The following is a 21,914-nucleotide window of genomic DNA, read 5'->3' on the forward strand; positions in this document are numbered from 1 at the left end:
TTTCTGCAAAGTAAAGTTCCTGACACCCTGTCACCACTCTTGCGGCGGTGTCAGGGTGTCAAGATGCAAAGCGTCATCGGTTGCTGTAATCCAGTTTAAGGCGTTCATACAGCTCGTTGAGCACTGTGTGCAGCATGTGGGTGTCACCCTGATCTATGAGATGATCCAGATAAATCCGCAACACAGCAAAGTATTGAAAGAAATCCTTCTTCATGCCTTTTTTAAATCAGCATACGTGCTGCTACTCATACTGCCCAAACTGTGGCAGATTTGGTGGTTGGTGAAGCGCTCGCCATCTTGTGGGAACGACTTTTGCAGCAGATCCAGGAAGTCGCCCAGTTCTGCATAGGGGTGAAATTGTTTTTTCATCTCTGTGTAAAAAAATTAATTTGTGACACCCTGTCACCACCCTTGCATAACTTTTCCTTACGCACGCACGCGGGAGAAATTTATTTTTGAATCTGAAACTGAAATTCCACATGTATGCGCGTATATGGGAAAGTTGCACAAGGGTGGTGACAAGGTGTCAAGGTTGTTAATCTCCGTTAAATAATTCGGTATCGTTTACCACATAGAAGGTAAACGACCGATTTGCCCGTATGATTGATTATGCCCACCTTTGCGGACGTAACAAAAAACAATAATATGGAAAACACCACAGTCAGCCTTTTCAAAGGCTATGCGGACACTTGTCCGACAGAGGTCCCTCTAAAAAATATCATCGAACTGCTATGCAACAATCCGGCCGTGGCAGAGCACACAGCCAAACACCGCTACTATGCAGAGCAGGGACAATCTACCGCCGCCGCCCGCGAAAAGGCTTCGTGCCCCTGTTTCGCCGTAAGTGTACGCTTTGAAGGCGGAAAGCAGAAAGGCAACATCAGCCAATGGACGGGACTCTGCCCGGTGGACATAGACCACGTGCCGCCCGGACAGATGGAGCGTTGCATAAAGCTGATCAGGGAAGACCGGCATACCCTGCTCCAATACGTCACCATAGGCGGGCAAGGCATACGCATCATCTGCCGATATACCGGACTGACCAACGCCAACGACCGGAACATGCGCATCCACGCCAATGTCTTTGCCATGGTGAACGAGCATTACACCCGCCTCACCGGTCTGGAGTGCGACCTGAAATGCAAGAATGCCACTCGCCTCAGCGGACTGGCACACGACGAGCATATCTTCTTCCGCCCCGATGCCGAGCCTTTCGCCCTGCCGGATAAAACCACCGCAAAGCGAAACACGAGAAGTGTCTCCGACAGAGCCATCGGTCACCTGAAGCGGGTGACAGACATCGTCCGCCACCGGTTGGCAGACGAAGGAGTGGAATATGTGGAACACCGCCACAATGAATACATCATGCGCACGGGCTATCTGCTCAATGCCTACGGAGTAGCGCAGAAGGTGGCCACCGAATGGGCCGCGAAACGTTTTGCCGACTACGATGGTGATGTGGCGGGCATCTTCGCCTCCTGTTACCTCAACACCGACGAGCACGGCAGCCTCACCCTCGGCAAGTGCCACAACTCCGGCCGGGACGAACGGCAGGACTTCACGGCTTCCGTGGCCGATATAGAGCAATTCCTCAACGGACAGGCTTCCTTCCGCAAAAACGTCATCACCGGAAAATGCGAAATACAACCCGACGGGGCAACGGAGTATGAGGAACTCACGGACCGCGCCGTCAACACTCTGTGGCGCAATATGTGCAAGGAAGTGAAGCCGGCAAACGTGGCACATATACGGGCCGTGCTCGAATCGGACTTTGTAAACATCTTCAATCCCTTTGAACAATATTTTGAAAATCTTCCACCTTGGGACGGCGTCACCGACCACATCGCCGCGCTGGCCGCCGGAGTGCATGTCACGAACAACCAAGTCTCCTTTGCCGACTACTTCAAGAAGTGGCTGGTGGGCATGGTGGCTTCCCTCCATGACAAAGAAGTGGTGAACCATGAGATATTGGTGCTCATCGGCAAGCAGGGCATCTATAAGACCACATGGCTCAACAATCTGCTGCCGCCCGAACTGCGCCGGTACTTCTATCTGAAATCCAACGCCCACCGCATCACTAAAGACGACCTGCTCACCCTTGCCGAATTTGCCATGGTGTGCCTCGAAGAACTGGATGAAATGGAGACACAGGAGGTGAACCAGATAAAGGCGCTCACCACCATGAAGACCATAAACGAACGGGCAGCATACGCGCACTACAAAGAGAATCGCCTGCACATAGCCAGCTTTTGCGGAACCAGCAACAACACGCACTTCCTGGTGGACCTCAGCGGAAACCGACGCTGGCTGCCCTTTGAGGTAGAAAACATCGACAATCCGTATAAGCATCCCGTAAACTATGACGGCATCTACGCCCAAGCGCATGCGCTGGCCAAGAATGGCTTTCGCTATTGGCTGGAAGACAGGGAAATTAAAATGCTGAACATACATAACAAACATTTCGAAGTGCCCTGCATAGAGCAAGAGCTTATATTGACCCACTATCGCCGCCCCATGCCGGGCGAAAGGTGCAAGTTCGTCAGCAATACACAGATATTGTGCCACATCAACATGGGCATCCGCCAAAAGCTAAGCCCTGTCAGGATAGGCATGGTGATGAAGCAGGAAGGCTTCGAAGCCATGCGGGCAGGCGGCAAACGCGGCTACCGGGTGATAGAACTCACCGGTGATGAAATACAAGCCAACCTCTACGCCATGGGCCGCTATACCGAAAACCGGGAATAAACGGACACCGGCATCAAGGCTCGCCCAGCGCCTCCACAATGAGACGCACCTGGGCAGGCGTGAAGCTGCGCACCTTGGTGCTGAATCCGGAAGCGCGAAGTGCCTCTGCCAGTGAAGGCTGGAGGTAAATCCACTGCATCAGTTTGCGGCGGGCCGAACCTGCCGTGATGTCGGGACAATAACAGACGGCAAGCTCACCTATGCCGTAGGAACGTATGTGAAAAGACTCCATATCCGCAATGTATCTTGTTGTGAACGAGAAAAGAAACTCATCAATTAATTCATTACAAATATAGGCATTTCTCCGCATATTATCAACCTCTGATACGGGCATTATCGTGCAATGTTGTGCATCATGATGCCCTATGGCTGCGCATGATGCCGGATGGCGTCGGCCACTGTTGCGGATGTAGTATCTTTGACATACCAAACGATGGAGGTCTAAGATTAGTAATGACGACGCGCGAAGATTAGTAATCATTCAGCCGCAAGATTGGTAATCGTGATTCTATAATTATTATTTTACTAAAAAAACTATCAAAGATTATGATCAATTACAGTACAGTGATGCGAAGCAATCCGGCGAACAAGACGGCGCCCAAGAAAGCGTATGCCAGTGCGCAGTATTCTGAAGTGATGGACATCAACAAGTTTGCCGAGCATATAGCCAGTCATGGCTGTGTATATAAACGGGCGGACATCGTAGCCATCCTGACCATGTCCGTGGACTGCATGAGAGAACTGATGCTTGCCGGACAAAAGATCCAGTTGGGCGACCTCGGCAGTTTCTCTGTCAGCATCAACAGTATCGGCGCGCCTACCGCCAAGGAGTTCAACCCCGCCATCCACATCAAGAAGCTGAATGTGAACTGGACCTGCGGCGAGAGATTCACCACCCTATTAGACAGTGCCGACTTCAACCTTGTGGCCACGCGCCTGGCAACCCGTGCCATTGTGAAAGCACTGAAAGCCGGTGAAACCACCGTGGACATATCCAAGCCCACCACTACCACACCGGAAGGAGGCAACCAGCCCACTAATCCGGGCGGAGGAGGCGGTGACGAAAACGAAAACCCGTTGGGATAATACTTGTATCACAAAACAAATTAATAATATCATTGCGTTATGAAAGAAAAATCATCTTCTTCTGTATGGGGCATTATCCTCAAAGTTGTCGTCGCAGTGGCTACTGCTCTGGCGGGTGTATTGGGCCTGAACTCATGCATGAAAGTCTGAACCGCATGAAAGCAGGCAGTTTCTATCAGAACTATCGGGAGGTGCGCCTCCTGATAGTTCCCTGTTTATCAGAACTTCTTTCCAAAAGCAATATTCATAAATGTCATAAAAAGAATTTTGGCATCAAAAAACCAAGAACGGCGTTCCAAATAAAACAAATCATAGCGAAGACGACGAAGCATTTTCTCCATAGTATCTGTATAACCATTATAAAGAGTTGCATATGATGTTACCCCCGGACGAATCTGAAATAAATAACGATAACGGGAATCACGCTCCATTATTTGGTCAATATAATACTTTCTCTCGGGACGCGGTCCTATGAAAGCCATATCACCACAAAACACATTCCACAATTGAGGAAGTTCATCCAAATGGTGCTCACGGAGAAATTTGCCTATTTTTGTCAGCCGTTCATCTCTGCCGCCAGCATAAAGAGCAGGACCATATTTCTCTGCATCCAACTTCATGCTGCGAAATTTATAAATACAGAAAGGGCGACCAAAGCGTCCAATACGTTCTTGCTTAAAGATGGCCGGTCCTCCATCTTCATGTTTCACGGCCAAATAGCAAATCAAGAACAAAGGCGAAAATATAACAAGAGCGACCATTGCCAAAAAACAGTCACCGATACGCTTTACATTGCGTTCAAAAGCATTCATCCCATCCGGAATAAAATGATTATCTTCGTCCATTGATTTCATTTTCAATCTGTTTAGTTTAGCTAATCTACGTATTCCCACGGATAGGGATTATCCACCACATTCCGGAACTCGGCAATGGCTTCCTGCTGCTCGGCGCTAAGCGGCTGTCCCTCCCAAGAGGTGATAATGGCACGGGCTTCGTCGGCCAAAGGCTCGTCAAAAACCTCACCATAGCAAGCCGTGAGCAGACGGAGCTTGAGCAGCGAGGCGGGAAGGGAATCGAGGACGTCCCAACAACGGTTCAGCACTTCCTGAATATGATCCTGTTTTTCGCCATGATCTATGAAAGAGGCACTGTAACCCATCAAAAGGGCAAGGCAGACGTTGGCCTGTTCTTCGATAGTAGAGCCACCGGAAATAGAATCATACAAAGCCGTGGCCAAGCAGTACACTTGACCGTTGCGACGGGACAATTCATCGCTATAAACAGGACTGCCGTCCGTACCCAGATACATCAGGTCGTGCGCAGCACGCTGAAGGGAGATTGCTTCTTCGGAAAGAGACATGATGAATAATGAATTATAAATTAAAAATTAAAGAGCAGAATATTTAATATGAAAGGTCAGCCGATTACTTCTATCAAATCGGGATGGATGGTGGCCATCGCAACAGCAATGACACCCTGTATCTGAACAACCACACGGCGGTCGCGAGCACCCTTCACTTTCAGGAAAATCCCCTCCTGACCCTCGAAGTCGCCGCCCGTGACACGAACCTTAGTGCCTTTGGAGAGGTTCAGATCTTCGGGACGAAAATAAAGGAGATGGTCGTTGTAAGTTCCGGCAACGGCAATGAAGCGCTGCATCTCATGGTCGGGAATGATTATCTTACGCCCGCTACGGGTATCGGTGATGTATTGCAGGTAGGATACCTGAGACTTGACACGCTTCAATGCGGAAGGAAGGGCATGGACAAAAAGAAGGTTGTGGACAACGGGCACAAGGGCACGGACCTTCCTGCCTCTGCGCAGGCTCACCTTGTATTGCATGGGGACGAAACAGCCTATCTGTTCCTTTTCGAGAAGGCGCATGGCATCCGGCTCCCGCCGGTATGTGGCACGCATGGCGTACCAGATTTCGGTTTCTTTCTCCCTATCCATCTTCGATTGTGTTCAGAAAAGGGCATTCCTCCGGGGCTTTAAACCCCGTACATTGTACTGGAATTCAATCAATTGCGAGCATTTTATGTGAAATACGGCAAGCTTTATGCCCATCTTGCCAACAGACTTTTTACAAGTCTTCATCTCTAATTGTAAAAACAACTATGTATCAATATGTTATAAACGAAAATCGTCCATTAGACGTACGTTTAATGAACGCATATTTTGGGCATATTATATATCATGCAATTTTTATAGAAACATACATTTTGTTTCTATAATAAAAAGTTTCCCAAGTTGTTGATTGTTAATTAAATGATACTATATTTATGAATACTATTCATTTTATTTTCAAAAATATTTTGTAATTTCATTTCTTGAAAGTACCTTTGCGTTCATTAAACGTACGTCTAAAAAACGCAATAAAACACACATAATCAACTATTTACATAATAACAATTTCATTATTATGCCCATATAATCAGAGAAGAGAAGTAAATTTTATCCAAATAAGATATATTTCAAAAAAAATATACCCATATACAGACTATACTTATTATCACAGGAAGATAAAAAGATAGGAAAAAAATATGTACTGAAACAGTGCAATTACCGATTTAGGAATTAATTTTCCCTTTTTTATGCATGGAGTTCGTTAATATGTTCTATATTTGTCGATAAAGATCATCGATTGAAATGTTGATTTATAAACAAAATTCAATATGAAAAAGCAAACTGTCAGCCTACTTGTCCTTCTGCTTGCGGCAAGCGGCTTTTTCTTTTCTTGCGGTAACACCGTGAACAAAAACACGGGAGCGCTGGAGTTCGACAGCATACAGGTGAATGTGACAGCCCACCTCTTTGGTGACACAGCCAAACCCGCATGCAATCTTGTTATCAACTTGGCATATACCGTGAAGTCATCGGATGCTAAACTGAAAGATAGCCTGAACTCCATCTTCCTATCCGCCTGCTTCGGCGAAAAGTATATGACAATGACACCCGAAGAGGCTGTCAGGAAATATAAAGAAAAATACGTCAGCGATTATCGGAAAGACCTGGAACCCATGTACCGGAAGGATGAACAGGACAAAGAGGACAATGCAGAGATAGGAGCCTGGTACTCTTATTATAAAGGTATAGAAAGCCACATCAGACAATATGTGAAGAACCTGCTGTCCTACCGAATCGACTATAACGAATATACAGGTGGAGCGCATGGCATATATATGTCCACTTTCCTTAACATAGACCTGCGTACATTAAGCCCTGTCCGGCTGGATGATCTGTTTGTAAGCGACTATAAAGAAGCACTTACCGATTTACTATGGAATCAGTTGATGGCGGACAACAAAGTAGCTACCCGTCAGGAACTGGAAGACATGGGATATGCTACTACCGGCGATCTGGAACCGACAGAGAACTTCTACATCAGCGGGGAGGGCATCACGTTTTACTATAATGTATATGACATTGCCCCTTATGTGATGGGACCTGTGAAAATCACTCTGCCGTATGAAGCCATACAACATCTGCTGAGCGACGACAACGGAATCCTCAACTCAATTAAAGACTAAGAAGCAGCTTATGGAACTTATTTTAAAGTACTTCCCGGTTCTGACGGAAGAACAGAAAAAGCAATATGCCGCACTATATGACCTCTATCTGGACTGGAACTCTAAAATAAATGTGATTTCACGCAAAGATATCGACAACTTGTACGAGCACCATGTACTCCATTCATTGGGAATTGCCCAAGTGATCCGCTTCAAACCGGGAACAAGGATCATGGACCTCGGCACGGGAGGCGGCTTTCCGGGCATTCCACTCGCCATCCTCTTTCCCGAAGTACAATTCCACCTCATTGACAGCATCGGCAAAAAGATACGTGTGGCTGAAGAAGTTGCCGGAAGCATCGGCCTGAAGAACACCACCTTCAGACATGCGAGAGCCGAAGAAGAAAAACAGACATTCGACTTCGTTGTGAGCCGCGCCGTGATGCCCCTGAGCGATTTAATGAAAATAATACGCAAAAACATATCGCCCAAGCAACAGAACGCATTGCCTAACGGATTGATCTGCCTGAAAGGCGGCGAACTGGCACATGAAGCAATGCCGTTGAAAAACAAAACTACAATGTGGGACATGAAGGAGTTCTTTGAAGAAGATTTTTTCCGGACAAAGAAGGTGGTACACGTCAGCAATTACTAAAACAAGATACAGTCATAAATCATAGACATGAAGATAAAGAGATTTGAATTTAACATGTTTCCGGAGAACTGTTATGTACTTTGGGACGAAACAAACGAAGCGGTAGTCATCGATCCAGGCTGTTTCTATGAGGAAGAAAAGCAAGCGCTGAAAAATTTTATCACCAACAACGGGCTGAACATAAAACATCTGTTGAATACACACCTGCATCTGGACCATATTTTCGGCAATCCGTTCATGCTGAAAGAATTCGGATTGAAAGCGGAAGCCAACCAGGCGGATGAGTTCTGGATTGACGAAGCACCGAAACAGAGCCGCATGTTCGGTTTCCAGTTACAGGAACCTCCCGTACCATTGGGAAACTATCTGCATGATGGCGACATCATCACTTTCGGCAACACAAAACTGGAGGCCATCCATGTGCCGGGGCATTCGCCGGGAAGTCTGGTATATTATTGCGCCGCAGATCACTGCATGTTCTCCGGAGACGTACTGTTTCAAGGAAGCATAGGCCGCGCCGACCTTGCCGGAGGAAACTTTGACGAACTGATAGAACATATTTGCAGCCGCCTTTTCGTGCTGCCCAATGAAACGGTTGTCTATCCGGGCCACGGAGCGCCGACTACCATAGGTATTGAAAAAGCGGAAAATCCGTTTTTCAGGTAAATACCCCTTTTTTACACAGTAACAAAACTTTTAAATCATTTAAGCATATGAGAAACGATCTTTTGGCAAATCGCCACATTGGCATCAATGAAAAAGAAGAGGCGCGGATGCTCCGCAAAATCGGAGTGGGAAGTCTGGAAGAACTGATAGACAAAACCATTCCGGCCAATATCCGCCTGAAAAAGCCATTGGCTTTACCCGAAGCCATGACGGAATATGAATTCGGGCAGCATATCGCTGAATTGGCAGCCAAGAATAAGCTTTACACCACTTATATCGGCATGGGATGGTACAATACCATCACTCCTGCCGTGATTCAGCGAAATGTATTCGAAAATCCCGTATGGTACACTTCATACACCCCTTACCAAACGGAAGTTTCGCAAGGACGCCTGGAAGCTCTGATGAATTTCCAGACCGCTGTATGTGACCTCACCGGTATGCCTCTGGCCAATTGCTCTTTACTGGACGAAGCCACCGCAGCCGCCGAAGCCGTAACGATGATGTATGCCCTGCGCCCGCGCGACATGCAGAAATCAGGGGCAAACGTAGTATTCGTGGATGAAGGCATCTTCCCGCAGACTCTGGCTGTGATGACTACCCGCGCCATCCCGCAGGGTATCGAACTGCGCACAGGCAAATACGCTGAAATGGAACTGACACCGGACATCTTTGCCTGCGTGCTGCAATACCCCAATGCCAACGGAAATGTAGAAGATTACGGCACATTCGTGGAGAAAGCCCATGCTGCCAATTGCAAGGTGGCCGTGGCCGCCGACATATTGAGCCTCGCATTGCTCACCCCTCCGGGAGAATGGGGAGCAGATATCGTTTTCGGAACCACCCAACGGCTGGGCACACCCATGTTTTACGGCGGTCCGTCGGCAGCGTACTTTGCCACGCGTGACGAATACAAGCGGAACATGCCGGGACGTATTATCGGATGGTCCAAAGACAAATACGGAAAAACATGTTACCGGATGGCCCTGCAGACCCGTGAACAGCACATCAAGCGTGAAAAGGCAACATCCAACATCTGCACAGCACAGGCGCTGCTGGCTACGATGGCAGGCTTCTATGCCGTATATCACGGTCCCGAAGGCATCCGGAACATCGCCGAACGCATCCACAGCATTGCCACATATCTGGAAAAAAGCATCAATGAATTAGGCTACAGGCAGGCCAATACACAATACTTCGGCACTCTGCGTTTTGAGTTGCCCGACACCATATCCGCACAGCAGATCCGTACCATTGCTCTGAGCAAGGAAGTAAACCTGCGCTACTTCAAAAATGGTGACGTAGGCATGAGCATTGATGAAACAACAGATATAGCCGCAGTAAACGTACTGATATCGATTTTTGCCATCGCCGCCGGAAAAGATTATTCCAAAACAAATGAGATACCGGAAACCTGCACCATCCCGCAATCGCTGCAACGCCGTAGTACATACCTGACGCATGAGGTGTTCAACAAATATCATACGGAGACTGAAATGATGCGCTACATCAAACGTCTGGATCGCAAAGACATTTCACTGACACACTCCATGATCTCACTTGGATCGTGCACCATGAAACTGAATGCGGCAGCCGAAATGCTGCCACTCAGCCGTCCCGAATTCATGAATATGCATCCGCTTGTTCCCGAAGATCAGGCGGAAGGTTATCGTGAACTGATACACAATCTGAGCGAAGAACTGAAAATCATAACAGGCTTTGCCGGCGTCAGCTTGCAGCCCAACTCCGGAGCAGCAGGAGAATACACAGGGCTTCGTGTAATCCGTGCCTATCAAGAAAGCATCGGCCAAGGCCACCGCAACAAAATACTGATACCGGCTTCGGCACACGGAACCAATCCCGCTTCGGCCATCCAGGCAGGATTTATCACCGTCACCTGTGCCTGTGACGAACATGGCAATGTGGATATGAGCGATTTGCGGGCCAAAGCCGAAGAGAACAAAGAGTACCTTGCCGCACTGATGATCACTTATCCCTCCACACACGGCATTTTTGAGACAGAAATCGTGGAGATCTGCCACATCATCCATGCCTGCGGCGCACAGGTATATATGGACGGCGCAAATATGAACGCACAGGTAGGACTGACCAATCCCGGATTTATCGGTGCGGACGTCTGCCACCTGAACCTGCACAAAACCTTTGCCTCTCCCCACGGTGGCGGGGGACCGGGTGTAGGCCCCATCTGCGTGGCCGAACATCTGGTTCCGTTCCTTCCGGGACACGAATTGTTCGGAAATACCGCCAACGAAGTGGCGGCAGCCCCTTTCGGCAGTGCAGGTATCTTGCCCATAACCTACGGTTACATCCGCATGATGGGAACGGAGGGACTGACACGCGCCACCAAGATCGCCATACTGAACGCCAACTATCTGGCGGCATACTTCAACGAAACCTATGGCATTGTTTACCGTGGAGCGAACGGATTTGTAGGGCACGAAATGATTTTGGAATGCCGCAAGGTACATGAAGAAACAGGAATCAGTGAAAATGACATAGCCAAACGTCTGATGGACTACGGATACCATGCTCCCACCCTTTCTTTCCCCGTGCACGGCACTCTGATGATAGAACCTACGGAGAGTGAAAGCCTCGCCGAACTGGATAACTTCATCACCGTGATGCTGACCATCTGGAAGGAAATTCAGGAAGTGAAAGAAGGAAAGGCAGACAAGGAAGACAATGTACTGGTAAATGCTCCCCATCCCGAATATGAGGTGGTATCAGATAAATGGAATCATTGTTATTCGCGTGAAAAGGCTGCTTATCCGACAGAGAGCGTACGTGAAAATAAATTCTGGATAAACGTAGCCCGCGTGGACAATACATTGGGTGACCGCAAGCTACTGCCGACGTGCTACGGATGCTTTGACTAAAACAATGAGAGGGTGTGCATAAAAATATAGAATGCACACCCCTTTCTTTTATACCACAAATAAGTTTATGAGTACAACGCAGAGAAGAAAAAGAAACGGCCTCTTTTACAGTAAAGGCGAAGAAACCGTCAATAGCCTATCTCACGGCATAGGCATTGCAATGGCTGTTGTTGCAGGAGTTTTTTTTCTGGTGAAATGCTATCAGGCACAGAATGAGTGGGCTATACTCGGCATGTGGCTTTATCTCTTCGGCATGGGCGGCTCCTATCTTTCTTCCACCCTTTATCACTCCCTGAAACACCACAACCCGTGGAAAAGGCGGTTGCGGCACTGGGATCATGCGGCTATCTACTGGCATATTGCCGGAAGCTACTCCCCCATTACGCTGATTGCCCTGCGGAATGAAGGACTTTGGGGCTGGGGGCTGTTCTGTTTTGTCTGGCTATGCGCCATTGCAGGAACTGTCATCAGCTTCCGCAAGATGAAGGAACACAGTTATCTTGAAACGGTATGCTACATCTTGATGGGACTGTCAGTGCTGGTTGTATTCAAACCTCTGTTTGCCGTTGCCGAGGTATCTGTATATTGGATCATCGCCGAGGGAATATGCTACATCACCGGAGCCGTCTTCTATTCCATACGACGGGCAAGATATATGCACTCGGTTTTTCACTTTTTTGTTCTTGGCGGGTCGGCATGCCACCTCATGGCAGTATGGAACATCTTGGTGAAAATGCTGTGATCCGTTCGTCTATCTCTTTGTCAACCCTATCTTTACATTCAGCTTAAAATAATAGACTCCATTCTCACGTTCCAGAAAACCGTATTTATCCTTATCAACGGAACTTTTCTCGAAACGGCTGTTCTGATAGAGGAAATCGGCAAATACCCGGTATTGGGAGCGATGATAACAAAGAACCCCTCCGTCGGCATCTGTAAATAAAATCCCCTCCACGGCCGAATCTGTACCGTTATAAATCTTTGCCGGACGCATGCCCAAAGCAAGCGCCAGAAGGAACTGCTTCATTTTAAATTCATAGAAGCCATGTTTGTTTATCAGTTCATCCTTTATTTTCAGGACATTCATTTCTTTGACGCGTGCCGTCAATTCACTGACACGTGTAATGCCATCTAAATGCATGATACGCACCATCTCTGCCAGCATACGGGGAAAGTGAAGGTCTATCATCAGCAGGTTACAGCGAAAAACCCGGTCGGCCACGTCTGAATATTTCAAGACACCTCCGAGGCGTTCAATCATCAGCATGCGCTCGGCAACTTCAGCGGGAGACTCCGGCAGGGCATTCACCTTATTGACAGTAGGTACGGCAAACTTTACTCCGCTTTGTTCCAATTTAAGATTGGCTGTACGACCACCGTCCAGCAAAGGGTTCATAGGACTGAGCCGACACCGGACGTTGAAGCCCGTCAAAGGAGCGTCGGAATGCCAAAAAGCAATGGAAAAGTCAGTACGATCTCCGGTCTTTGCTTCCAAGTCATAGATATTAATCGCGTCTAAAAAAGCCTCCAGTCCTTCGGATATTTCGATTTCTTCACCGGGAACGTTCTTCAACAGGTGTAATACGATTTCTGCCGCATCACTGAAATCACGGCGGGGAATAAGTTGCGGTTCTTTATCCGACGCTGTAAACGCTCCGTCTTTCTCCAAAGTACCACCTACTATGCGCACTCCTTCCTCTTCTATGTAATAACGGCGAGTACCGTCATGTTCTTCTCTTTGTATCAGCGCAATGAGCCAATACTTGGTTTCATCTTTACGAGCCTCGGAAGTACCCATAGACACTTTGCCATCTGCCAGCAGACGGAAAAATGTATAGAGTTCACCCAACTCGCGTTTGGTAGCTTCAAATGCCATATAAACTTGACTTTTTATTCATTCAACCTCCTCAAAACGCAAAGTCTCTACTTTTTCCAACCGCGCCCGTAGCTTCGACATCATAGAGCGACGGATGCGGAGTGTCATACAACAGTCCATATCATACGTCTGCCCCAGCATCTCCGGTTCCTCCTCCTTCACAATGCGCATTACATCGTTCATAAACGGGTACTCAAAAAGAACGGTAACTGTTTCATCAACAGTTTTCTCTATGATTTCAGCGGCGGCTATGGCCTCGGCAGCGGCAGCCTTGTAGGCAACAATCAGTCCGCTTGTACCCAACTTGATACCTCCGAAATAACGGACCACGACAATCAAAATATCCGTCAGCTCATTGGAATTGATTTGTCCCAGAATAGGCTTGCCCGCCGTACCGGACGGCTCACCGTTATCATTGGCACGAAAATCTTTTCGCTCATGTCCCAACATATAAGCATAGCATACGTGGCGGGCATCGTAATACTTCTTTTGATAAGTTTCCAGATGCCCCTTTATTTCTTCTGCTGTACACACCGGCAAGGCAATAGCAATAAACTTACTACGCTTTTCTGTATAAACGCCCTCGGAAGCTGTTGCAATTGTTTTATAGGTATCTTCGCTCATGGTACGGTTTCTCTTTGCATCCGGCAAAGATACAATTATTTCGGCTTTTACTAAAAAAAAGAGGATAACTCATTTGACTGAAGTATCCTCGTTTTTTCTTAATCTCTATACCGGATTCATTTAGTCCAGCTTATGAATGATCAGACCCGAACGTAGTTTAGGCTCAAACCATGTAGTCTTGGGAGGCATAATATTACCCGTATCGGCAATGTCCATCAATTGCTTCATGGATACAGGATAAAGTGCCAAAGCTACTTTCATTTCACCGCTATCCACACGTTTCTTCAATTCACCCAAGCCACGGATGCCGCCCACGAAATCAATGCGCTTATCTGAACGGAGATCCTTAATGCCGAGAATCTCATCTAAAATCAAGTTGGAAGAAATAGTAACGTCCAATACACCGATAGGATCATTGTCATTATAGGTTCCCGGCTTGGCTGTGAGGCTATACCATTTCCCATCCAGATAAAGGGAGAAATTATGCAGACAGGCAGGCTTGTAAATATCAACACCTTGTTCTTCGACAGTGAAGTTCTTACTCAAAGCGGTAAGGAACTGTCCGGAAGTCAGTCCGTTGAGATCCTTCACTACACGGTTGTAGTCGATAATAGTCAATTGATTGGCAGGAAAACAGACGGCCATAAAATAATTGTATTCTTCGTCACCACGGTGATTCGGATTCTGTCTGGCTTTCTCCGCCCCTACCAGTGCTGCGGCAGCGCTGCGATGATGACCGTCCGCTATATAAAGGGCAGGCATTTTGGCAAACTCTCCGGTAATAGAATCAATATCTTCCTGTTTGTCGATAATCCAGAAAGTATGACCGAAACCGTCACCCGGAGCAATGAAATCGTAAACCGGTTTCCCGACCGTATAGCGGGCTATGATTGCATCCAGTTTCTCATTATCAGGATAAGCAAAGAATACAGGCTCGATATTGGCATTATTCACACGGACATGCTTCATCCGGTCTTCTTCTTTGTCACGGCGGGTAAGTTCGTGCTTCTTGATGACACCGTTCATATAGTCGGGAACGTATGCGCCGACTACCAGACCATACTGTGTCTTACCGTTCATCGTCTGCGCATAGACATAATAGTTTTCCTTTTCATCCTGTACCAACCAGCCTTTATCCTGAAACATCCGGAAGTTCTCGGCAGCTTTCCGATAGACTCTTTCGTCATGTTCGTCCGTACCGACAGGAAAATCAATTTCGGGTTTAATGATATGATACAGGGATTTTTCGTTACCCGCTGCTTCTTCGCGTGCTTCTGCCGAATTCAGTACATCGTATGGACGGGAAGCAACTTGTTCCACTAAATTCTGAGGAGGGCGGACACCCTTAAAAGGTTTAATTATTGCCATAAATCGGAATGTGTTTTAATAGTATTCATCTCACTTTTTGTTAACGCGGAACTTTTCACAACCGTTTTTCAGGAATCCCACAATCTGCTTGGCCGCTGCAATACCTGCGTTGATATTGGCTTCGGCAGTTTGTGCCCCCATCTTCTTCGGTGTGGAAAAATAACGCCCGGCAAACTTAGCCGCAAAAGCCTCATTGGCAGCAGGCATAATATCGGTCACGTATTTCAAGTCTGCACGTTCCTCCATCAGTTGGATCAATTCGGCTTCATTAATTACTTCTTTACGGGCCGTATTCACCAACAGACCGTTTTTCGGCATCTTGTTCACCAAGGCATAATTGATGGAATTCTTTGTTTCGGCAGTTGCAGGAATGTGTAGAGAAACAACGTCGCATGTGGCATAAAGCTCATCGGCGGATGCAACAGCTTTCACACCGTCTTTCTCGATTACTTCTTTCGGACAGAAAGCGTCGAAAGCGTAAATATCCATTCCGAAGCCTTTAGCGATACGGGCTACATTACGACCTACATTACCATATGCATGGATACCCAGTTTCTTACCCATCAATTCCGTACCGGAAGTACCGTTATACATATTGCGCACAGCCATCACCATAAGACCGAAAGCCAATTCGGCCACAGCGTTGGAGTTTTGCCCGGGAGTATTCATTACACAGACACCGTGAGAAGTAGCAGCTTCCAGATCCACATTATCATAACCGGCCCCTGCACGCACTACAATTTTCAATTCGTTGGCTGCATCCAATACTTCGGCATCAATGATGTCGCTACGAATAATAATGGCATTGGCATCTTTCACTGCCTCCAGCAACTTTGCCTTCTCACCATATTTTTCAAGAAGCACAAGTTCATAACCTGCTGCTTCAATCTCCTTTCGAATACCGTCCACTGCAACTTTAGCAAACGGCTTGTCTGTTGCGACTAATACTTTCATGATTCAAATGGTATTAAAAAACTCACCACAGATTATACAGAAACCACAGATGTTTATCTAAAATAACCTGTGAAATCCTCCTGCCTAATCTGTGGTGAATAAATATTATTAATGAAGTTTTTCAAATTCCCGCATACAGTCTATCAAAGCCTGTACGCTTTCTTTCGGCATAGCATTATAGCAAGATGCACGGAAACCACCTACTGAACGGTGTCCCTTAATACCCACCATGCCTTTCTCGGTAGCAAACTTCAAGAAGTCCGCTTCAAGATCCTTGTATTCGGGAGCCATCACGAAGCAGATATTCATACGTGAACGGTCTTCCTTTGCGGCAGTACCAACAAACAGTTTATTGCGGTCTATTTCGGCATATAGCATATCTGCCTTTTCAATAGCGCGCCGTTCCATTTCCTTCACACCCCCCTGTGCCTTGATCCAGCGCAAAGTCTGTAAAGCCGCATATATGGGAACAACAGGAGGAGTATTGAACATAGATCCTCCATCAATGTGAGTCTGATAGTTCAGCATAGTAGGGATGTAGCGTGACACCTTGCCCAATGCATCATTCTTCACAATAACGAAGGTTACGCCGGCAGGAGCCAGATTCTTCTGCGCACCGCCATAAATACAGATATATTTAGACACGTCAACAGGACGGGAAAAAATATCGGAAGACATATCGGCAACCACCGGAACTTTAGAGTCAAGGTCGCTCTTCAGTTCTGTACCATAAATGGTGTTATTAGTGGTAATGTGGAAATAATCCACATCAGCCGGAACTGTATAATCCTTCGGAATATAAGTATAGTTGGCTTCGGCAGAAGAAGCTACTTCTACAACTTCACCGAACCCCTTAGCTTCTTTCATCGCTTTTTTGGCCCATACACCGGTGTTCAGATAAGCAGCTTTCTTTTCAAGGAAGTTGAAAGGTATCATACAGAATTCCAGACTGGCTCCTCCACCTAAGAACAATACCGAATAACCTTCGGGGATATTGAGTAACTCTTTGAACAGTGCTACTGCCTCATCTACTACGGGTTGGAAGTCTTTAGCACGGTGGCTAATCTCCATTAAAGAGAGACCGGATCCATTGAAATCTAAAATAGCCTTCGCTGTATCCTCAATTACCTCACGCGGAAGAATGGAAGGTCCTGCATTGAAATTATGCTTTTTCATTTGAAGTTTGTTTTGGTTATACAATTTCGTTCATTTATGTCTTTCGACATGGCGAAATTACGGAATTATTTCCGTAAAACAAATCTTTCCCTATGAAAATCCTCTTTTCAGTTGCATTTACCTTACTTTTTATTGGTATATACAAGATATATGCACCAATTTGTTATGTATGGTTATCATGATATATATTTCAAGACAAACTGAAAGTTATAAGAATATATGCCTTTTTATTTAGAAGAAAAAACGAAAGTAAAATGAATATTTATAAGAAATCCTATTTAGCATCTTCTATTATTGTCTTCATTCCTTTAATTTTTTCACCACGTACCAATGCCAGAAGTTGCTTCACCTTGCTTTGGCGGACAGCCACAAATGCATAATGCTCTTTTACGTCAACCTGCCCTACATCTTCTTTTGCCAATCCGCCCTTCTTGTACAGAAAACCCACAATGTCTGTCTTATTCAGTTTTTCCTTTTTCCCCTTTCCTATATATAAGGTAGCCCAACGGGATTTAGCCGGTTTAGGCGTTACTTCCGGCAACTCAAAGACAGGGGTAGTTTCAGGAACATAATCCGGCAACTGCTCTTCAGAATGAAAAATCAGAAAAGAAAAGCCGCGTGCTTCCCAACGTGCCGTCCGTCCGTTACGATGTGTGAAAGCTTCTTCGTTGACAGGAAGATGATAATGTACCACATTGTCAATGCCGGGAATGTCCAGCCCACGAGCAGCAAGATCAGTAGATATAAGAACCGGACAACTGCCGTTTCTGAACTTATACAACGCACGCTCCCGGTCTGCCTGCTCCATACCACCATGAAATGCATCACAAGGAAATTTCTTAGATTTCAAATATGCCGCCACCCGTTCCACACTTTCACGGTAATTGACAAACACCAGAGTGGAATGATTTCCTAAGACGCATAGCAAGCGATATAAAGTTTCCAACTTATCTTTCTCAGGAGAAATGACACGTTGCAGGTTCAAACGTTCGGAGACAGGCTCTACGGAAAGAAAATTCAATTTGGCAATTTGAGGGCTATCCGCATTGCCTACTCCGGCAAACTGAGGAATTTCTTCAGCATCGGTAGCAGAGAGCAACACGCGCTTCTTCAACGAGGGCAATTGTCCGATAACTTCCGACATTTCATCATGAAAGCCGAACTCCAGGCATTTATCAAATTCATCAATAACCAAAGTAGTCACGGCATTGCCATCGAAATTTTCTTTCTTCAAATGATCATTCATCCGCCCCGGCGTACCGATAATGACGGCAGGGCAGATTCCGCGCATCGTCCGATGTTCGTCCATTGCAGGCCGGCCACCATAGCAGCACATAGCTTTGAAAGAGGTATTCATCGCTTTGAAAACATTCTCTATCTGCAATGCTAACTCACGGGAAGGGACCAGCACAACCGCTTGTACTCCCGACACGTCAGGTTTTAATGATTGCACCAACGGCAACAGAAAAGCGAGAGTTTTTCCGGAACCGGTAGGTGAAAGTAATACCAAATCTTTATTTGAACGATAAGCTTCCGATGCGGCTTTTTGCATCGGCGTAAGCCGTTCTATTTTTAAATTGAAAAGGATATCTGATAATTCCATATATTTAGGGGATTTGGATGCAAAGATAGGAAATAAATAACAATCCAATAAAAAGGCGGCAGATGATGTCATCTGCCGCCTTAATTATAATAAATATTCTTCGAGCTTAGCCGCCAAAATTATCGAACATCAGGTTCTGAGCCGGAACGCCGAGATCATCGAGCATCTTTTCAACGGCTTTGGACATCGGTCCAGGGCCACACATATAATATTCTATATCTTCGGGAGCTTCATGATCCTTCAGATAGGTTTCATAAATTACATTATGTACAAAACCCGGAGTATATTTCACACCCGCCGCATCAGCCGCAGGGTCGGGACGATCCAACGCAAGGTGGAATGAGAAATTCGGGAAGTCCTTTTCAATCTGCAAGAAATCTTCCAGATAGAACACCTCATTCAAAGCACGTGCACCATAGAAGTAGGACATCTTACGATCCGTAGTCTTTAAGGTCTTCGTCATGTGCATAATCTGCGCACGCAATGGAGCCATACCGGCGCCACCACCTACCCACATCATCTCCTTCTTGGAGTCGAACAACGGGTGGAAGTCTCCGTAAGGGCCACTCATGATTACCTTGTCGCCCGGTTTCAGCGTGAAGATATAAGAAGAGGCGATACCCGGCATTACATCCTGAAAGCCCGGACCCTGTTCGCGAGGCTTGAAAGGCGGAGTGGCAATACGTACCGTCAGCATGATGCGGTCACCCTCTGCAGGATAGTTAGCCATGGAGTAAGCGCGAATGGTGTCTTCGGTGTTCGTACACTTCAATCCGAACAAGCCGAATTTCTCCCATGCAGGCAAATACTCGTCACCAATAAGACTCTTGTCAATATCCTTATTGTAATCCATACTGTATTTAGGTATCTTAATCTGCGCATACGACCCCGGAACAAAGTCCATGTGCTCACCTTTAGGCAAAGCTACGATAAACTCTTTGATGAACGTAGCCACATTCTTGTTGGAAATAACTTCACATTCCCATTCTTTTACACCTAATACACTCTCCGGTACTTTGATCGCCATATCACCCTTCACCTTCACCTGGCAACCCAGACGCCAATGATCTTTCTGCTGCTTACGGCTGAAGTGAGGCACTTCGGAAGGCAGGATTTCACCGCCACCTTCAAGCACCTGACATTTGCACTGTCCACAAGAGCCTTTACCACCACAAGCAGAGGAAAGGAACACACCGTTTACAGACAGCGTGTTCAGCAGCGTGGAACCGGAAGCTACGTCCAGGTCCTTTTCGCCGTTGATAGTCAGTTTTACATTACCTGATGGAACCAATATTTGTTTGGCTACCAGCAGAATAACAACAAGCAGCAGAATAACCACGAGGAATACCCCGATGCTCGCTAATATCATATTCATATCCATTGTTATTATTCCTTTCTTTTAGATGTTCAAACCAGAGAAACACATGAATGCCATTGCCATCAGACCTACAGTGATAAACGTGATACCCAGTCCTTTCAACGGAGCGGGTACGTCAGAATAAGCCATTTTCTCACGGATAGCAGCCAAACCTACGATAGCCAGCAACCAACCGATACCTGAGCCAAGTGCATAAGATATAGCATCGGCAATGCCACCAATAAACTTCGGATCGCTCTCACCCATGTTGATACGTTGCTGCATGAACAAGGAAGCTCCCATGATAGCACAGTTAACAGCAATCAACGGAAGGAAAATGCCTAATGAAGCATAGAGCGAAGGGCTGAAACGTTCCACAACCATTTCTACCAACTGCACGATGCCGGCAATCACGGCAATGAAAAGAATAAAACTCAGGAAGCTAAGGTCAACGCCTTGGATAAGTGCATCGGCGGCCAATACCTTAGTTTGCAATAAATAGTTGACCGGAAGCGTAACCACCAATACGAAAGTCACGGCGATACCCAGTCCTACGGCAGTCTTCACATTCTTTGATACGGCCAGATAAGAGCACATACCAAGGAAGAAGGCGAATATCATGTTGTCCACAAAAATGGAGCGAACGAATAAACTTAATAAATGTTCCATAATCTTTTGAATTAATAATGAAAAATTACCTGCAAGAATGTCTATACACAATACAGGGAAACTCATCATTCATCACTCTTCTTTGAATTTTATTTTTCTTGTAATTCTTTATTACGGGCACGCTGGAACCAGATGATGCAGGCTACGATAATCAACGCCATCGGTGGCATCAACATCAGGCCGTTATTTACATAACCGAGATTCTTCAGGCAGTCGTAGTTCAGGATGTTGAAACCGAGCAATGTACCCGATCCCAGAAGTTCACGGAAGAAAGCCACGATTATCAGAATCTTGGCATATCCCAATCCGTTACCTATACCATCGAGACAAGATTCCCAAGGGCCGTTTTGCATGGCAAATGCTTCCAAACGTCCCATCAGGATGCAGTTTGTAATAATCAGACCTACATAAACGGAAAGCTGAACACTTACATCATAAGCAAAGGCTTTCAGAATCTCACTTACAATAGTCACTAAAGCGGCAACAACCACCAACTGAACAATAATACGAATACGATTGGGAATCGTCTTTCGCAACAATGAAATCACAACATTGGAAAATGCCGTAATCACCGTTACCGAAAGCCCCATTACAATGGCAGGTTCCAATTTGGCGGTAACAGCCAAAGCAGAACAGATACCCAATACCTGCACGGTAACAGGATTGTTCAGTCCTAATGGAGTAGAGAATACTTCTTTATTCTTTTTTGAAAACAATTGTCCCATATTC

23 protein-coding genes are annotated in these 21,914 nt (G+C 46.4%); 8 read left to right on the forward strand and 15 right to left on the reverse strand.

Annotation, left to right across the window (positions count from 1 at the left end; all coding sequences use genetic code 11):
* Positions 1-73 precede the first annotated feature (73 nt).
* Positions 74-214 (reverse strand): hypothetical protein, encoded by a 141-nt coding sequence (locus BACHE_RS17610; protein ID WP_013548141.1) that lies wholly within the window; start codon positions 212-214, stop codon positions 74-76.
* The gene (locus BACHE_RS17615; RefSeq protein ID WP_013548142.1) at positions 211-369 is read right to left on the reverse strand and encodes a hypothetical protein; all 159 of its coding nucleotides are present in this window, start codon (positions 367-369) and stop codon (positions 211-213) included. Before BACHE_RS17615 ends, BACHE_RS17610 begins: the two co-directional genes overlap by 4 nt.
* Before the next feature lie 276 nt (positions 370-645).
* Between BACHE_RS17615 and BACHE_RS12875 the strand changes: the two genes are divergently transcribed.
* Complete coding sequence (locus BACHE_RS12875; RefSeq protein WP_013548143.1) at positions 646-2,745, forward strand: BT4734/BF3469 family protein; 2,100 nt, start codon at positions 646-648, stop codon at positions 2,743-2,745.
* A gap of 13 nt (positions 2,746-2,758) precedes the next feature.
* On the opposite strand, the gene BACHE_RS12880 is transcribed toward BACHE_RS12875, so the two are convergent.
* On the reverse strand, positions 2,759-2,977 hold the full coding sequence (locus BACHE_RS12880) for a DUF4248 domain-containing protein (protein WP_013548144.1): 219 nt from the start codon (positions 2,975-2,977) through the stop codon (positions 2,759-2,761).
* A gap of 314 nt (positions 2,978-3,291) precedes the next feature.
* On the opposite strand from BACHE_RS12880, the gene BACHE_RS12885 reads away from it, so the two are divergent.
* Both BACHE_RS12885 and BACHE_RS17620 read left to right on the forward strand, forming a co-directional pair.
* Positions 3,292-3,831: an HU family DNA-binding protein gene (locus tag BACHE_RS12885; protein ID WP_013548145.1), complete on the forward strand. Its 540-nt coding sequence runs from the start codon at positions 3,292-3,294 to the stop codon at positions 3,829-3,831.
* Between the two features lie 39 nt (positions 3,832-3,870).
* The gene (locus tag BACHE_RS17620; RefSeq protein WP_013548146.1) at positions 3,871-3,981 is read left to right on the forward strand and encodes a smalltalk protein; all 111 of its coding nucleotides are present in this window, start codon (positions 3,871-3,873) and stop codon (positions 3,979-3,981) included.
* A 68-nt stretch (positions 3,982-4,049) separates the two neighbouring features.
* On the opposite strand, the gene BACHE_RS12890 is transcribed toward BACHE_RS17620, so the two are convergent.
* The 3 genes from BACHE_RS12890 to BACHE_RS12900 are packed head-to-tail and all read right to left on the reverse strand — an operon-like array spanning position 4,050 to position 5,784.
* The gene (locus BACHE_RS12890) at positions 4,050-4,676 is read right to left on the reverse strand and encodes a sugar transferase (protein WP_148229906.1); all 627 of its coding nucleotides are present in this window, start codon (positions 4,674-4,676) and stop codon (positions 4,050-4,052) included.
* 29 nt (positions 4,677-4,705) lie between these two features.
* Entirely contained in the window at positions 4,706-5,191 is a 486-nt protein-coding gene (locus BACHE_RS12895; RefSeq protein WP_013548148.1) for a UpxZ family transcription anti-terminator antagonist, read from the reverse strand.
* Positions 5,192-5,247: 56 nt separating this feature from the next.
* Positions 5,248-5,784 (reverse strand): UpxY family transcription antiterminator, encoded by a 537-nt coding sequence (locus tag BACHE_RS12900; RefSeq protein WP_013547673.1) that lies wholly within the window; start codon positions 5,782-5,784, stop codon positions 5,248-5,250.
* A gap of 722 nt (positions 5,785-6,506) precedes the next feature.
* Here BACHE_RS12900 and BACHE_RS12905 point away from each other — a divergent pair.
* From BACHE_RS12905 to trhA, 5 genes are all read left to right on the forward strand, one after another.
* Positions 6,507-7,361, forward strand: a complete 855-nt coding sequence (locus BACHE_RS12905; protein WP_013548150.1) for a DUF3298 and DUF4163 domain-containing protein — start codon at positions 6,507-6,509, stop codon at positions 7,359-7,361.
* A 10-nt stretch (positions 7,362-7,371) separates the two neighbouring features.
* Positions 7,372-7,995, forward strand: coding sequence for a 16S rRNA (guanine(527)-N(7))-methyltransferase RsmG (gene rsmG, locus BACHE_RS12910; RefSeq protein ID WP_013548151.1), 624 nt, complete (start codon positions 7,372-7,374; stop codon positions 7,993-7,995).
* A gap of 27 nt (positions 7,996-8,022) precedes the next feature.
* Positions 8,023-8,661, forward strand: coding sequence for an MBL fold metallo-hydrolase (locus tag BACHE_RS12915; protein ID WP_013548152.1), 639 nt, complete (start codon positions 8,023-8,025; stop codon positions 8,659-8,661).
* A gap of 47 nt (positions 8,662-8,708) precedes the next feature.
* Positions 8,709-11,558: an aminomethyl-transferring glycine dehydrogenase gene (gcvP, locus tag BACHE_RS12920; protein ID WP_013548153.1), complete on the forward strand. Its 2,850-nt coding sequence runs from the start codon at positions 8,709-8,711 to the stop codon at positions 11,556-11,558.
* 67 nt (positions 11,559-11,625) lie between these two features.
* Positions 11,626-12,300 (forward strand): PAQR family membrane homeostasis protein TrhA, encoded by a 675-nt coding sequence (gene trhA / locus BACHE_RS12925; protein WP_041579840.1) that lies wholly within the window; start codon positions 11,626-11,628, stop codon positions 12,298-12,300.
* Between the two features lie 9 nt (positions 12,301-12,309).
* Here trhA and BACHE_RS12930 read toward each other — a convergent pair whose 3' ends face one another.
* The 9 genes from BACHE_RS12930 to BACHE_RS12970 form a co-directional block, all read right to left on the reverse strand.
* The gene (locus BACHE_RS12930) at positions 12,310-13,434 is read right to left on the reverse strand and encodes an HpaII family restriction endonuclease (RefSeq protein ID WP_013548155.1); all 1,125 of its coding nucleotides are present in this window, start codon (positions 13,432-13,434) and stop codon (positions 12,310-12,312) included.
* A gap of 18 nt (positions 13,435-13,452) precedes the next feature.
* On the reverse strand, positions 13,453-14,058 hold the full coding sequence (locus tag BACHE_RS12935) for an IMPACT family protein (protein ID WP_013548156.1): 606 nt from the start codon (positions 14,056-14,058) through the stop codon (positions 13,453-13,455).
* Between the two features lie 120 nt (positions 14,059-14,178).
* Complete coding sequence (locus BACHE_RS12940) at positions 14,179-15,426, reverse strand: DUF1015 domain-containing protein (protein ID WP_013548157.1); 1,248 nt, start codon at positions 15,424-15,426, stop codon at positions 14,179-14,181.
* Positions 15,427-15,456: 30 nt separating this feature from the next.
* Positions 15,457-16,380 (reverse strand): NAD(P)-dependent oxidoreductase, encoded by a 924-nt coding sequence (locus tag BACHE_RS12945; protein WP_013548158.1) that lies wholly within the window; start codon positions 16,378-16,380, stop codon positions 15,457-15,459.
* A 108-nt stretch (positions 16,381-16,488) separates the two neighbouring features.
* A complete protein-coding gene (gene serC, locus BACHE_RS12950) occupies positions 16,489-17,556 on the reverse strand; it encodes a 3-phosphoserine/phosphohydroxythreonine transaminase (protein ID WP_013548159.1) in 1,068 nt (355 codons plus the stop codon).
* A gap of 274 nt (positions 17,557-17,830) precedes the next feature.
* On the reverse strand, positions 17,831-19,159 hold the full coding sequence (locus BACHE_RS12955) for a DEAD/DEAH box helicase (RefSeq protein ID WP_041579842.1): 1,329 nt from the start codon (positions 19,157-19,159) through the stop codon (positions 17,831-17,833).
* 106 nt (positions 19,160-19,265) lie between these two features.
* Entirely contained in the window at positions 19,266-20,540 is a 1,275-nt protein-coding gene (nqrF, locus tag BACHE_RS12960; protein WP_041579409.1) for an NADH:ubiquinone reductase (Na(+)-transporting) subunit F, read from the reverse strand.
* Positions 20,541-20,558: 18 nt separating this feature from the next.
* Entirely contained in the window at positions 20,559-21,185 is a 627-nt protein-coding gene (nqrE, locus tag BACHE_RS12965; protein ID WP_013548162.1) for an NADH:ubiquinone reductase (Na(+)-transporting) subunit E, read from the reverse strand.
* Between the two features lie 89 nt (positions 21,186-21,274).
* Entirely contained in the window at positions 21,275-21,910 is a 636-nt protein-coding gene (locus BACHE_RS12970) for an NADH:ubiquinone reductase (Na(+)-transporting) subunit D (RefSeq protein ID WP_013548163.1), read from the reverse strand.
* Positions 21,911-21,914 lie beyond the last annotated feature (4 nt).

The organism is Bacteroides helcogenes P 36-108 (assembly GCF_000186225.1).
GTDB classification, from domain to species: Bacteria; Bacteroidota; Bacteroidia; order Bacteroidales; family Bacteroidaceae; genus Bacteroides; species Bacteroides helcogenes.